The following is a 14,242-nucleotide window of genomic DNA, read 5'->3' on the forward strand; positions in this document are numbered from 1 at the left end:
GGCATCATGACAGAGACACGCCCCATGTCCCGTTCCTCCATGTCTCGCTCGGCCAGGACTGATCTTGCCATCAGCCTGATGCTGATCGCGGCGGCGATCGCGCTGCCGTTCCTGGTCGACAGCCGCTACATCCTTGGCCAGATCGTGCTGGCGCTGTTCTATGCGACGATCGCCTCGCAGTGGAACCTCCTGTTCGGCTTCTCGGGCATCTTCTCGCTGGCGCAAATGGCGATCTTTGCGTTCGGCGGCTATGCGACGGCGATGCTCTGCTTCTATTTCGGCTGGAACGTCTGGGCAGCACTTGTGCCGGGCGCGCTGGGCTCCGTGCTGTTCTCGCTGGTCGTCGGCCTCGCCTGCCTTCGCCTGACCGGCGTCTATGTGGCGCTGCTGACGCTGGCGATCGCCCAGACGATGTATCTGCTGATCGTCACCGACACCGAATGTTTCGTCATGGTCGGCTCCGTCTGCCGCCAGTTCACCGGCGGCGCCGTCGGCTTTGCCCGCTTCGGCGACCTCGGCACCAGGGCCTTGCTCCGGGCGCAGTGGCTGGTCGGCAATTACGCCATCATCGCGGTGCTGTTCGCGCTCACCATGGTCTTCACCTACGCGATCGTCAAAAGCCCTATCGGCCTTGCCTTCCGGGCGCTGAAGGACAATCCGGGCTATGCGGTGGCCCGCGGCGTCAACCGCTTCCAGGCGCAGCTTCTGGTGTTCGGCATCTCCGCCTTCTTCACCGGGCTGGCCGGCGGTTTCTATGCCGCGCATTTCCAGGCGATCGGCCCCGGTGTGCTGTCGATGTCGCAACTTATGTTCATCATCGCCATCGTCGTGGTCGGCGGCGTCGGCACGTTCTGGGGACCGCTGGTCGGGACGGTGGTGCTGGTGCTGGCTGACGAATTGATGCGAGAGAGCGGCGAGTTCCGCACGCTCGGGCTCGGCCTGATCATCGCCCTGTCGGTGGTGTTGATGCCCAAGGGGCTGGTCGGCCGTTTTGGTGATCTCATCGACTGGCTCGGGCGCCGTCGCGCCAGCCCCGACAGCCCCGACAGCAAGCCGGCAGCAAGCAGCATTGTGCAAAGCCCGACCCCGGCCGGAAAGTGAGAGACTGACGATGTTCGATACGATCATAGTGGGCGCCGGCTCGGCCGGCTGCGTGCTGGCAAACCGGCTCAGCGCCGATCCTGCCCGCAAGGTGCTGCTGCTCGAGGCCGGGCGCGAGGCGCCGCTCGCCTCGGACGTGCCGTCGGACTGGCCGACCATGTTCAACACGCAAGTCGACTGGAGCTACTACACCGAGCCGCAGGCCGGCTGCCGCGGCAGGCGGGTGTTCTGGCCGCGCGGCAAGATGATCGGCGGCTCCGGCGCGCTGAACGCCATGATCTATATTCGCGGCCTGCCGTCCGACTATGATGGCTGGGCGGCGATGGGCTGCCCCGGCTGGGCGTGGGCTGACGTGCTGCCGGTGTTCAAGGCCAGTGAAAGCAATGCCGAACTCGGCAACGACCCGCTGCACGGCGCCGACGGGCCGCTCCATATCGGCAATGTCGGACATGTCGATCCCAACGAGCTTGCCTGGATCGAGGCCTGCAAGGCCGCAGGCTACAAGCAGAACCGCGATTTCAACGGCGTCGAGCAGGAAGGCGTCGGCCTGTTCCAGTTCACCATCAAGAATGGCGAACGCTGGGGCACCGGCAAGGCCTATCTGCGCCCGGCGCGGGAACGACCCAACCTGACCGTGAAAACCGGTGTGCTGGCGACGGGCCTGATCGTCGAGAAGGGCCGGGTCAAGGGCATCCGCTATCTCGTCAATGGCGAACCTGAGACCGCTTTCGCCGACAGCGAGGTGGTGCTGTCCTCGGGCTCGATCGGCAGTTGCCAGCTGATGCTGCTTTCGGGCATCGGGCCGGCCGACGAACTCGCCCAGGTCGGCGTTGCTCCCGTGCACGACCTCCCGGGCGTGGGCAAGGATCTGCAGGACCACATCAACATTCCGATCACCTTCTATACCAAGGACAAGATCGGCGTCGGCGCCTGGACCGACGAGACGCTGCAGCGCGACTTCGCGGAATGGCAGACATCGCGCAGCGGTCCGCGTTCCTCACCCTGGGTGGCGGCGGGCGGCTTCGTCAAGAGCCGGCCCGATATCGAGCCGGACCTGCAGCTTTACGGCGCCATCAGCCCGCATCGCGACTATGTTCGGTTCCTTTCGTCCAGACCCGGCATCACGCTGCACACCACGCTGCAGCGGCCAGACAGCCGCGGCGAGATTCGCCTGCGCTCGGCCAATCCAATCGAATATCCGGCGATCGACCCACGTTACTTCATCAGCGACGAGGATGGCTCGGACATCGCCACGCTGGTCGAAGGCATCCGCATCAGCCGGCGCATCGCGGCGCAGTCGCCGCTTGCCGAAATGCTCGTCGGCGAAATCACGCCGAGCGCCGAATGCGAGAGCGACGCCGAGATCGCCGACTATATACGCGGCCACTGCACGACGCTCTATCACCCGACCAGCACCTGCCGCATGGGTTCAGATGCGATGGCCGTCGTCGATCCCACGTCGATGAAGGTTCATGGGCTGGACGGGCTTTGCATCGCCGATGCCTCGGTCTTTCCGAAAATGGTGTCGGGCAACACCAACGCGCCGACGATCATGATCGCCGAACGCGCCGCGTCAATGATCCTGGCGGGCTAGGAAACAAAACATGACGACAGGCTGGAATTTCCACGAACTCTATCTCTGGCACGAGACCGGCAATGCCGCGCAGTTCTTTCAGCCGAGCCTGACCATCGAGCCCGGCGAGCATGCGGAGAATGCCGACACGAAACGCAGATTCCGCAATCTGATGGAGGTTTCGGGCCTGACCGAAAAATTGTCCAAGATCGCCTCCGTCGCGGTGAGCGAGGATGACCTCGCCCTGTTTCACGACCGCGACTACATCAGCCGTATCAAGCTGCTCAGTGACGGGCGCGGCGGCGATGCGAGCTATCTCACCCCCTTCGGCCATGGCAGCTACGAAATCGCCTGTCTGGCCGCCGGCGGCACGGCAGCGGTGATGGATGCGGTGTTGAGCGGCGATGTCGACAATGGCTATGCGCTGGTACGACCGCCCGGCCATCATGCCGAGCGCGGGCAAGGCATGGGCTTTTGCCTGTTCGGCAACGTTCCGGTCGCTATCCTGAAGAACCGGGCCAAACATGGCTTCGAGCGGGTCGCCAGCGTCGACTGGGATGTTCATCACGGCAACGGCACCCAGTCCGCCTTCTATTCGGACCCGTCGGTGCTGACCATCTCGATCCATCAGGACGGGCTTTATCCGGATGACAGCGGTCTTCACAAGGAACGCGGCGAGGGCAAGGGAGAAGGCTACAACATCAATGTACCGCTGCCGGCCGGCTGCGGCCACGGCGCTTACATGTCCGTCTTCGAACGCGTCGTGCTACCGGCGCTCAATCGCTACAAGCCTGATCTCATCGTCGTGCCGTCGGGCTTCGACGCCTCGGCGGCCGATCCGCTGGGGCGCATGATGCTGCATAGCGGCAGCTACCGCGACATGACGCGGATGTTGATGCAGGCGGCGGACGACCTCTGCGGCGGGCGCCTGATGATGTCGCATGAGGGCGGCTATTCGGCCTCCTACGTTCCTTATTGCGGCCTGGCGGTGATGGAGCAGCTGTCCGGCATCAGGACGCATATCGACGACCCGTTCCTGCCTGTCTTCGAAAGCTATGCCGGCCAACCCTTGCAGCCACATCAGGCGGCCGCTGTTTCCAGGGCGGAGGAACTTTTGGGCGGCATCGCCTAGAATTCTGATTGCGGTCAGCCAATGAGGCGATCTCAAGACACACCGGCGCCCAATCTCACAAATGCGGGCTTGCGCTGACGGTAGGACGTGCGGCTGATGCAGCGTCGATAGTGAATGAGATAAACCGCAAATCGTTGCTTTTTCTGCGAAAAACTACGCCGGAGCATTCCAGACTACGCTAACTCCTACTCCCACTCGATTGTTCCCGGCGGCTTCGACGTCACGTCGTAGACGACGCGGTTGATGCCGCGGACTTCGTTGATGATGCGGGTGGCGGCGGCGCCGAGGAAGGCCATGTCGTAGTGGTAGAAATCCGCCGTCATGCCGTCGACCGAGGTGACGGCACGCAGCGCGCAGACGAACTCGTAGGTGCGGCCATCGCCCATCACGCCGACCGTCTGCACCGGCAACAGCACGGCGAAGGCCTGCCAGATGGCGTCGTAGAGGCCGGCCTTGCGGATCTCGTCGAGATAGATGGCGTCGGCCTCGCGCAGGATCTCCAGCTTTTCGCGGGTGATGCCGCCGGGGCAACGGATGGCAAGACCCGGGCCTGGGAACGGGTGCCGGCCGATGAAGCTTTCGGGCAGGCCAAGCTCCTTGCCTAGCGCCCTGACCTCGTCCTTGAACAGCTCGCGCAGCGGCTCGACAAGCTGCATGTTCATGCGCGCGGGCAGGCCGCCGACATTGTGGTGCGACTTGATCGTCACCGACGGGCCGCCGGTGAAGGAGACACTTTCAATGACGTCGGGATAGAGCGTGCCCTGCGCCAGGAATTCGGCGCCGCCGAGTTTCTTGGCCTCTTCCTCGAACACCTCGATGAACAGCCGGCCGATGGTCTTGCGTTTTTTCTCCGGGTCCGACTCGCCCTCGAGGGCGTCGATGAAACGGTCCGACGCGTTCACCAGAATGAGCGGTAAATTGTAGTGTTCGCGGAACATCGCCACCACGCCCGCGGCCTCGTCCTTGCGCATCAGGCCGTGGTCGACAAGGATGCAGGTCAGCTGGTCGCCGACCGCTTCGTGGATCAACAGCGCCGCAACGGAGGAATCGACGCCGCCCGACAGCGCGCAGATGACCTTGCCCTTGCCGACCTGCTTGCGGATCGTCTCGACCGCGTGCTCGCGGTAGGCGCGCATGGTCCAGTCGCCCTCGATGCCGGCGATGTTGTGGACGAAGTTGCGCAGCAGCCGGGCGCCGTCGGGCGTATGCACCACCTCGGGATGGAACATGATGCCGTACATCTTGCGCTCGATGTTGCCGAAGATGGCGAAGGGCGAGCCTTCCGACTTGCCGAACACTTCGAAGCCCTTGGGCAAGGAGATGACGCGGTCGCCATGGCTCATCCACACCTGGTGGCGCTGGCCAGGTGCCCACAGGCCCTCGAACAGCGGGCTATCCTTTTGGATCTCGACGAAGGCGCGGCCGAACTCGCGATGGTCGGAGCTTTCGGCAACGCCGCCCATCTGCACGCACATGGCCATCTGGCCGTAGCAGATGCCAAGCACCGGCACGCCGGAATCGAAGACGATCTGCGGCGCGCGCGGGCTGCCGATATCGCCGGTCGAAGCCGGACCGCCGGACAGAATGACGGCCTTCGGATTGATGCGCTTGAATGCCGCTTCGGCCGACTGGAATGGCACGATCTCGGAAAACACGCCGGCCTCGCGGATGCGGCGGGCGATGAGCTGGGTGAACTGGCTGCCGAAATCGACAATCAGGACGGTGTCGGGATGATTGGCTGTTTTCATGGCGAGCGTTTAGAGAAAGAAACGAGTCGGCGCAATGGGTTGCGTAGCCCGACTTTCAGGCTGGTCTGGCATCTTCATGGGATGGTTCCGTCCGAAGGGCGCCGTCGCCGATCGCCCGTTCGAGCCGCCTGACGGCGTCCGCCAGCTTCTCGTCGATGACTTCAAGATATTCGGTCCAGTCGCCGACATGCCTGAGATCCGCCGCCCCGTCGGAGATGCCGCGCAGACCGATCAGCGGAATGTCGAACAGTTGGCAGGCGCGCAGGCAGGCGAAGGTCTCCATGTCGACCATGTCGGCGCTAACAGCATCATAGGCCGCGCCAGTGATGATCGCTGCGCCGGTCGACAGGGTCGCCTGCCTGATCTCCGGTATCTTGAAGGGCAATGGCACGGTTACCGGCAGGTCGAGGAAGGGTGTCGCACCCTTTTCGAAACCGAGCGGCGAAGCGTCGATGTCACGGTAGCTGACCGAAACCGCCTGGTAGATCTCCGTCTGCTCCAGCGTCCGACTGCCGGCTGAGCCGAGCGAAACAACGAGATCCGGCAGTGCCTTTTGCGATTTCAGCCAGGAGAGTTCCGCACCCAGCCTGACGCCGGCCTCGACGGGACCGACACCGGTTATCAATGGCGTGAACAGTTGCTTGAGGTGCGGGCCGTATTCGGCCTGCGCCGCCATGACGAAGAGGACGTCCTTGCCCGACAGGCGCGACACTTTACCGGTCATGATGATTTGCTCCTCTCCGCCGGATCATCTGCTTATCTGCACCGCCGCTCGCCGGGACCCGCTGCCTCCGGCAGCTCCCGGCGTTCGTGGCCTTCCATCGTGCCACCGGCACGATGGATTCGCCTGCGGCGAACCGGCCACTCACCCTTCTATGCCATCACGCCCGACCACGGTCATCATGGTGCCGGTCATGGTGGCGATCAGCTTGGCCTCGCCGTCGGCGGCAAAGGCGTAGGCCTGGCCGTCGGCGACGATGATGGTGCGGCCCGGCTTGGTCACCGAGCCGCGGAACAGGAAGCGCTCGCCCCTGCCCGGCGCCAGGAGGTTGACCTTGAACTCGATGGTCAGCACGCCGGAATTTTCCGGCATCAGCGAAAAGGCGGCATAGCCGCAGGCCGAGTCCAGCGCCGTCGAAATGACGCCGGCATGGAGGAAGCCATGCTGCTGGGTGAGTGCCGCCGAATAGGGCATCTCGATCTCGATGATGCCGGGGGTCACCAGCGTCAGTTCGGCGCCGATCGTGGCCATCGCCTTCTGGCGCGCGAAGGATGTCCTGACGCGATCCTCATAGTCCGGGGCGGGTACGATCTTTGCTGCCATTGCCGCTGCTTCCTTTACGCGGATAGCTTATTGCAGAGGCATGGACGGCAGGCAAATGCTTTTGCTGCACTGCACAATCGACCTGGCATGCCGGCCGGCGCCGCGCATCCGTCAGGAATTGGATTCAGGCCGATCTGCGTAACGCACAGAGATAAAACCCATCGGTGCCGCTGAGCGCCGGCGACAGCGAGATGTCGCCTTTGGCGCCGATGCGTGCGGCTGCCTCATGGCCGGGAAAACGGCTGTCCCAGAGCTTGCGGTGGTCGACGGGAACATAACCGCTGTTACGGTCCCGAAAGGCCGCGATCTGCTCACCGTTTTCCTCATCAAACACCGAGCAGGTGATGTAGACCAGCAGGCCGCCCGGTTTGACATAGGCTTTGGCCGCATCGAGGATCGCCGACTGCTCGCCCTTGCGGGCATCGAGCTGTCTTTGCGTCAGCCGCCATTTGGCATCGGGACGGCGGCGCCAGGTGCCGCTGCCGGTGCAGGGGGCGTCGACCAGCACGATGTCCATGTGATTGCCGAGCGGCGCGAGTTCCGTGGGCTTGGTGACCACCTGCACATTGCGGTTTTCCGAACGACGGATGCGGTCGAAGATCGGCGCCAGCCGCGCCTTCTCGGCATCGTGGGCAAAGATCTGGCCACGATTTTCCATCGAAGCCGACAGTGCCAGCGTCTTGCCGCCGGCGCCGGCGCAGAAATCCAGCACCTGCATGCCGGCTTCGGCCCCGGCAAGGGCGGCCGCGATCTGCGAGCCTTCGTCCTGGACCTCGAACCAGCCCTTCTGGAAAGCCGGCTCGGCCTGCACGTTTGGGTGCCGGCCGTCGCCGTCGATCGGCGGGATGCGGATGCCGTGTGGCGCGATTGCCGAGGGTTTCGCGCCGGTTCCCGTCAGTTCGGCCAGCACCTTGTCGCGATTGGCCTGCAAGGTGTTGACCCTAAGGTCGAGCGGCGGGCGCGTCGCCAGCGCCGCGCCCTCGTCGGCCCAGGTGGGCCCAAAGGCTCGCTCGAAAAGCGGCGCGCACCAGTCCGGAACATCCGCCCGCACCGCGTCCGGCGCGTCGCCGAGCCGATGGTCGGCGATGGCCTGAAGCTCGGCGGCGGTCAGCAGCGGCGGTGCGAACTTGTCGCCATCAAGCGCCTCGTTGAGCGATTGTGCCGTCTGGCCCCATTCGAGCAGCAGCGCGCCGAAGCCGATGGCGCGCGGCGTGTCCTGCCCCAGCAGCCAGCCGGCGGAACGCTTGTGGCGCAAGGCGTCATAGACGATGTTGCCGATCGCCGCACGGTCGCCGCCGCCGGCGAAGCGATGCGACAGGCCCCAATCCTTCAGCGCGTCCGCCACCGGCCGGTGGCGCCGGCCGATGTCTTCCAGCACTTCGATGGCCGCAGCCAGCCGTCCGCCCAATCGCATGGTCTTGTTCCGTCACGCAGAAAATTATTCCGGCCCTGCTCTAGAGCGCGCAACCGGCGCGCACAAGCAGTTCGGCCTGCACAACCGCTCTGCTTTCCAACTTTTCTGGTTGCGAATACTCTTCCGGTTGTGATTCGCGGAGCGCAAAAGGCAGACGGGCGGATCGACACGAGGAGAGGGCAATGAAGACTTATCTGGCGGAAGTTCTAGGCACATTTCTATTGGTGTTCATCGGTACGGCTTCTGTGGTGACGGGCGGCTTCGGTGGCGCGCTGCCGCTCGGCCAGGAAGGCATCGGTCTGGCGTTCGGCATCGGCCTCATCGCGGCGGCCTATGCGATCGGCCCGATTTCGGGCGCGCATCTCAATCCGGCGGTGACGCTCGGCGTCTTCCTTGCCGGCCGGCTGCCGGCCAAAGACGTCATCCCCTACTGGATCGCGCAGGTCATCGGCGGCGTCCTTGCTTCGCTGGCGTTGTGGATCATCGTTTCCGGCCAGGTTGGCGGACACACGACCGGCTTCGGCGCCAATGGCTGGGACGTGACGAAATGGGGCGTCAGCTCGGCATTTCTGTGGGAAGTGATCGGCACCTTCACCTTCGTCACCGTGATCCTTGGCGTCACGGCTGAAAAGCACTCGACGGCGTTCGCCGGACTGGTCATCGGCCTGACGCTGGCAGGATTGCACTTCGCCATCATCCCGGTGACCGGAACGTCGCTCAACCCGGCCCGCTCGATCGGCCCGGCGCTGTTTTCGGGAACTGCCGCGATCGGCCAGCTCTGGCTGTTCATCGTTGCACCGCTGATCGGCGGCGCCATCGCCGGCGTGGTTGCGAAGGCGCGGGTGTTTGAGAAGGATTGAGCTTTGGAGGGTTGAATACGAAGGCGCGGGCCAGGGCCCGCGCCTGAGTGATTGGCACGATAGACCCGCCAGGCCTCCCCAATCACGGCTTGGATAGGCGCGGCCTTAGATGGGAGCTTTGCGCCCCATCTCGGTCGTTGAGGTTAGTGTTGCCAAATGCCTGAGAGCCGACACCGCAGACAGTAGGCTGCAGGTGCGTGCGCGCGTAAGAACGGTGCTCTCAACGTGACACTGCTAAAAAAGGGCGGGACGAACGCCAAGCGCATTGTTGTCAACGCGACAAATGACTGTCGCGAAGGAAGGTCGAGGCTCGCTGAGGTTCGGTGGGCGGGCGACCTAAATACGACTAACAGAAGCTATCGAGCACGCCAGTTCTTTTTCCGTGAACGGCTTGCTGAGAACGTTCATCTCGCGAGCGCCCGGTAGTTCGGCATAGCCCGTCGCTATAATGACGGGGATTTTCGGCCACTTGGTTTTCATTGCGTCCGATAGCTGCAGGCCTGTCATCTTTGGCATCGCATGGTCCGTTATGACGAGGTCGAACGGCTGCTCCTCCAGCAGGTCAAGGGCTGCTGCGGCCGAATGCGCCTCGGTAACGGCATGCCCAAGATCCTCAAGCATCGCAGCGGTGTTCAACAGCACTAGAACGTCGTCATCCACTGCCAGAATCCGGAGAGAGGCAGCCTCGGCGGTTTTCGGGCCGAGGGCCTCCTGCTCCCGCGCGCGGTCTGATGTCGCGGCAGCCACTGGCAGCCACATTTCCGCAGTCGTGCCTGCTCCCTTGTGGCTGATGAGAACCAGGCGCCCGCCCATCTGTTCCGTCATCCCGTGCACCATCGACAGACCCAGTCCCGTCCCTTTGCCAACTCCTTTTGTGGTGAAGAACGGTTCTGTCGCGCGGGCAAGCGTTTCCTCGTCCATTCCTTCGCCACTGTCCATTATTGAAAGGCAGACATATTCGCCTGGCGTTAAGCCAGCGCCATGCCTTTCACCAATCCGTTCCTGCCGGGCGGAAATCAAGATCGTTCCCCCGTCAGGCATGGCATCCCTGGCGTTAACGCATAGATTCAGCAATGCGAGTTCGATTTGGCTCTCATCAATCATGACCTGATTGAGGGAAAGGGGAAATTTTGTCTGTATACTCGCCCTTGAGCCTAGCGATCGCTCTAGCAACTCCTTCATTCCCTGTATCAAGCTAATTATGTCAACGGGTCTCGGATCGAGTTGCTGTCGCCGCGCAAAAGCCAGCATGCGCTGCGTCAACGAGGCACCCCGTTGCGCACCGAGCACGGCATTGTCGAGGAGACGCAACAGCTGTGGATCGTCGGGCAGCCGTTTGCGAAGGAGTTCAAGACTGCCCAAAACCGCCATCAGCAGATTGTTGAAGTCGTGAGCCACGCCGCCCGTCAGCTTGCCGATCGCATCCATTTTCTGTGAATGAAAAAGGGCCTCACGTGCCTGATCCAGTGACTCCTGCGCCTTCTTTCGCTCTGTGATGTCGCGGGTAATCTTCGCAAAACCCAGAAGCTCGCCATTGTCGTGCCGTATCGAGTCGATGACCACGTGGGACCAGAACGCGGTGCCATCCTTGCGGATGCGCCAACCTTCCCGCTCAACTCGACCCTCACGCGCGGCGGTCTCCAGCGCGCTTTGCGGACCGCCTCGCTCGCGATCCTCGGGCGTATAGAATTGGGAAAAATGCTTCCCGATGATTTCGTTCGCCGAATAGCCTTTGATACGCTCGGCGCCTGAGTTCCAGCTCGTAATTATCCCTTGTGGATCGAGCATATAGATCGCGTAGTCCGTGACGCCTTGGACCAGACGTTGGAACTGCTCCTGGCTTTTGCGGAGTTCCTCCTCCGCTTTCTTTTGTTCGGTCAGATCACGGCTGACTTTGGCAAAGCCGGCCAGGTTGCCGCCTGGATCGCGGATGGGATCGATCACAATGTGAGCCCAGAAACGATTCCCGTCGCTTCGGACCTGCCAGCCTTCGCTCTCGAACTTGCCCTCACGGGCTGCTGTCTCCAGATCACGCGCGGGCAGGCCGGAGTCCCGATCCTCCGGTGTGTAAAACCGGGAAAAATGCTGGCCAATGATCTCGCGGGAAGCATAGCCTTTGAATCGCTCGGCGCCCGCGTTCCAGCTCGTCACGATCCCGGAAGGATCCAGCATGTAGATCGCGTAATTGGTAACGGCCTGGACGAGAACGCGGTAGCGATCCTCATCGGCTGGATTGACGGTCCCTTGAATCATTCCCCCATCCATTTACTTCGCTGCAACGGGAGAAAACCGCCGCCGGCCCCTTATGGTTCCACGCTAAATCAAATGAACTGGTGCCGACGGGCATGGGGTGGACCTCGCACCAGTGTGCATCCCAACTTCGTCCCCCATTTCAAGGAGATTTACTTGCCTCCCAGCAGCGCGCCGATTACTAGAATTAGCTCCAGGAAATCGATGTTTCCCTGGGCCAGGTGGCCAAGCGGTGCAACCGTTCTACATTATTGATGCCCAATGACGGGCTGACAGTTTCTGGTGGAGACTAGGGGCGGAATGGCCGAGCGAAAAAAGCAGCCCGTTGTAAGTTCCGGTATCGCCGGCTTGGACGAAATTCTTCGTGGTGGTCTGCCCGCTTCGAACTTTTATATCGTGCAGGGCGATCCCGGCGCAGGCAAAACCACGGCAGCCTTGCAGTTTCTGCGTGCCGGCGTGGCGGCCGGTGAACGCTGCATCTACGTCAGCCTTTCGCAAACCGCTTCCGAACTGCAGGCGATTGCCTCTTCACACGGCTGGACGCTCGATGGAATTCGCGTCGAAGAGCTTTCGGCCTCCGAAGCCGTGAGTGGCGCAGCCGATCAGACGATTTTCCAGACCGCCGACCTTCGCTTGGATGAGACGCGCAAGGCGATCGAACGCGCGATCGAAGAATATAAACCACACAGACTGGTGTACGACTCCTTGCTCGAAATCCGGCTGATCACCGGCGATACGCCAAGGTTTAGGCGGGAACTGATCGGCTTCAAAGCCTTCCTGGCCAGGCGGGGCATTGTGGCTGTTTTGCTCGATACCCAAACCAGTGGCGGCGATCACAATGGCGAGGAAATCGAGGGCATCGCCCACGGCGTCATCCGCCTTGATAAGTCGCTCGAGGACTATGGTGCGGTGCGCCGGCGGATCGAAGTCAGCAAGATGCGTGGCGTGCCTTATGCCGACGGTTATCATGACATGGCCATTCGCGAGGGTGAAGGCGTCGTTGTGTTTCCAAGGATTGTGCCGGGCTCGCCTCCCGAGGTGACCAAGCCGCAACTGATCAAATCGGGAGTCGAGGCTCTCGACGAGATGTTTGGCGGCGGTCAGGAGTCAGGAACAATAACACTGGTTATCGGTCAGTCCGGAACCGGCAAGTCAACTATGTCGTCTCTTTACGCGACGGCTTCTCTCAAGCGAGGCGAGAGCGTTGCCCTCTTCCTGTTCGAGGAGCGGTTGGAGACCTTCTTTCGCCGCTCCGAAGGGCTCGGGATGGACCTGCGGCAGTTCCACAAGGATGGCCAACTGGTCATCTACGATTTTAGCCCGAACGAAATCTCGCCAGGCGAGTTCGGCCAGATCGTGCAGCAAGTCGTCAGCCGCAACAATACACGTGTGGTGGTGATTGACAGCTTCACGGGCTATCTGAATTCACTTCCCCACCGCGAAAAGGCGGTGCTCGACATCCAATCTCTCCTGAAACATCTCGCGCGTGCGGACGTGCTGACAATGCTCATCGTCGCGCAGCATGGATTGCTCGGGCAGAATGTCGGGATTGACGTCGATGTCAGCTTTCTCGGGGATACCGTGCTTCTACTTCGTATGGCCGAGCACGAGGGCCGGTTGAGGCGCAACATTACAGTCGTCAAAAAGCGCCACGGTCCGCACGACCTCGATGTCCGGGAACTCTTCATTGCAAGCTCCGGGGTTTCGGTCGTTGCCTACAATCCTCTGCCTGAGACGTGAGCGGCACCGATTCCAACGGTCTGGGAACGCTCGATTGGGTGCTCATTTTGGCGCCCTACCGTAAGGACGCTGCTTACACGACCTCCCTGCTGCAGGAGCGCGGTGTTCGGGCTCAAGCGGCCGACCCCGCGGATTTGAACAACCTGCTTGCGTTATCTCCCGGGGTGCTGGTCGTTACGCATGAAGCCTTGGACCCCACGGCCATCGCAACTGTTGCCAGTTTCCTTCAGCATCAGCCGAACTGGTCGGAAATACCCATCGTGATCCTACTCGACCGCGCGGCGCCCCAAGTGCGCGTCCAGGCCGCCCTGAACGCTGCCTGGCCACGTTCACGCCAGATTTTTTACCAACGTCCCGTGGCCGCGTTGGAACTGATCAGCGGGATACAGTCGGCACTCCTCACCAGAGCCCGCCAGCGCGACGTACGCGATTACCTTGAGCGGGAAACCGAGCTGCGCCTCGAACTCAATCATCGGGTAAAAAACATCCTCGCAACAGTCGTATCAATCTTTGACATGACACGGCGCGCCGCAACCTCGGCAGCCAGCCTGTCCGAAGACTTCAAGGGCCGCTTGAGAGCCTTGGCGGATGTTCATTCCGCTGTATTTGCGGCCGGCGGCGAGGCCGTACCTTTGACAGATGTCGTGAATTCGGTCCTCGCGCCGTACATTTCCAGCGGACAACACGGCATTACGATTGAGGGGCCCGAGGTGTTGCTTTCGCGCGAGGCCGGCACGACGCTCGCTCTCTCGCTCCACGAGCTTGCAACGAATGCGATCAAATATGGCGGATTGTCCTATCCCGAAGGAAGGATAGATTTGGAATGGAAGATCGCTTCGAGTTCGGAACCAGTTCTGGCGCTGAGATGGACAGAATCGGGAGGACCGCCGGTCGTTCAGCCCTCGCGAGTAGGATACGGCACACGCTATATGCGCGCCGCACTGACCAGCCTGTTTGGAGAGCCTCCTGATCTCGTCTTCGCATCGGATGGCCTGCGTTTCTCGATTCACGGACTACTCTCCCGCCTTAGCCCGCAATCAACCGAGTAGTGTAGCGGCACCTTGGCTGCTCACCCAAAAGCACGGCATCTCGAGAAACAT

General features: G+C 62.2%; 11 protein-coding genes. 6 read left to right on the forward strand and 5 right to left on the reverse strand.

The window, feature by feature from the left end; translation table 11 throughout:
* Positions 1-24: 24 nt before the first annotated feature.
* The 3 genes from NKH06_RS08980 to NKH06_RS08990 are packed head-to-tail and all read left to right on the forward strand — an operon-like array spanning position 25 to position 3,806.
* Positions 25-1,101 (forward strand): branched-chain amino acid ABC transporter permease, encoded by a 1,077-nt coding sequence (locus tag NKH06_RS08980; RefSeq protein WP_023809006.1) that lies wholly within the window; start codon positions 25-27, stop codon positions 1,099-1,101.
* A gap of 10 nt (positions 1,102-1,111) precedes the next feature.
* Positions 1,112-2,695 carry a GMC family oxidoreductase gene (locus NKH06_RS08985; RefSeq protein ID WP_352722993.1) on the forward strand — a complete coding sequence of 528 codons (1,584 nt, stop codon included), beginning with the start codon at positions 1,112-1,114 and terminating at the stop codon, positions 2,693-2,695.
* Positions 2,696-2,705: 10 nt separating this feature from the next.
* Positions 2,706-3,806: a histone deacetylase-like amidohydrolase gene (locus NKH06_RS08990; protein ID WP_128302563.1), complete on the forward strand. Its 1,101-nt coding sequence runs from the start codon at positions 2,706-2,708 to the stop codon at positions 3,804-3,806.
* 185 nt (positions 3,807-3,991) lie between these two features.
* Here NKH06_RS08990 and guaA read toward each other — a convergent pair whose 3' ends face one another.
* The 4 genes from guaA to NKH06_RS09010 all read right to left on the reverse strand — a co-directional run bounded on the left by guaA (position 3,992) and on the right by NKH06_RS09010 (position 8,292).
* On the reverse strand, positions 3,992-5,554 hold the full coding sequence (gene guaA, locus NKH06_RS08995; protein ID WP_023809008.1) for a glutamine-hydrolyzing GMP synthase: 1,563 nt from the start codon (positions 5,552-5,554) through the stop codon (positions 3,992-3,994).
* Positions 5,555-5,609: 55 nt separating this feature from the next.
* A complete protein-coding gene (locus NKH06_RS09000) occupies positions 5,610-6,278 on the reverse strand; it encodes a 5'-methylthioadenosine/S-adenosylhomocysteine nucleosidase (protein ID WP_352892786.1) in 669 nt (222 codons plus the stop codon).
* Between the two features lie 141 nt (positions 6,279-6,419).
* On the reverse strand, positions 6,420-6,878 hold the full coding sequence (locus NKH06_RS09005; RefSeq protein WP_013530371.1) for a PaaI family thioesterase: 459 nt from the start codon (positions 6,876-6,878) through the stop codon (positions 6,420-6,422).
* Positions 6,879-7,002: 124 nt separating this feature from the next.
* Positions 7,003-8,292: an RsmB/NOP family class I SAM-dependent RNA methyltransferase gene (locus NKH06_RS09010; protein ID WP_023809010.1), complete on the reverse strand. Its 1,290-nt coding sequence runs from the start codon at positions 8,290-8,292 to the stop codon at positions 7,003-7,005.
* Positions 8,293-8,474: 182 nt separating this feature from the next.
* Here NKH06_RS09010 and NKH06_RS09015 point away from each other — a divergent pair, with 182 nt between their 5' ends.
* Positions 8,475-9,152: an MIP family channel protein gene (locus NKH06_RS09015; protein ID WP_023809011.1), complete on the forward strand. Its 678-nt coding sequence runs from the start codon at positions 8,475-8,477 to the stop codon at positions 9,150-9,152.
* A gap of 336 nt (positions 9,153-9,488) precedes the next feature.
* On the opposite strand, the gene NKH06_RS09020 is transcribed toward NKH06_RS09015, so the two are convergent.
* Positions 9,489-11,405, reverse strand: coding sequence for a hybrid sensor histidine kinase/response regulator (locus tag NKH06_RS09020; RefSeq protein WP_352892788.1), 1,917 nt, complete (start codon positions 11,403-11,405; stop codon positions 9,489-9,491).
* 297 nt (positions 11,406-11,702) lie between these two features.
* On the opposite strand from NKH06_RS09020, the gene NKH06_RS09025 reads away from it, so the two are divergent.
* Positions 11,703-13,142, forward strand: coding sequence for a DUF7125 family protein (locus NKH06_RS09025; RefSeq protein WP_023809013.1), 1,440 nt, complete (start codon positions 11,703-11,705; stop codon positions 13,140-13,142).
* Complete coding sequence (locus NKH06_RS09030) at positions 13,139-14,191, forward strand: sensor histidine kinase (protein ID WP_352892789.1); 1,053 nt, start codon at positions 13,139-13,141, stop codon at positions 14,189-14,191. The genes NKH06_RS09025 and NKH06_RS09030 overlap by 4 nt, the downstream gene beginning before the upstream one ends.
* Positions 14,192-14,242 lie beyond the last annotated feature (51 nt).

The sequence above is a fragment of the Mesorhizobium sp. M1342 genome (assembly GCF_040317955.1).
Classification (GTDB): Bacteria; Pseudomonadota; Alphaproteobacteria; order Rhizobiales; family Rhizobiaceae; genus Mesorhizobium.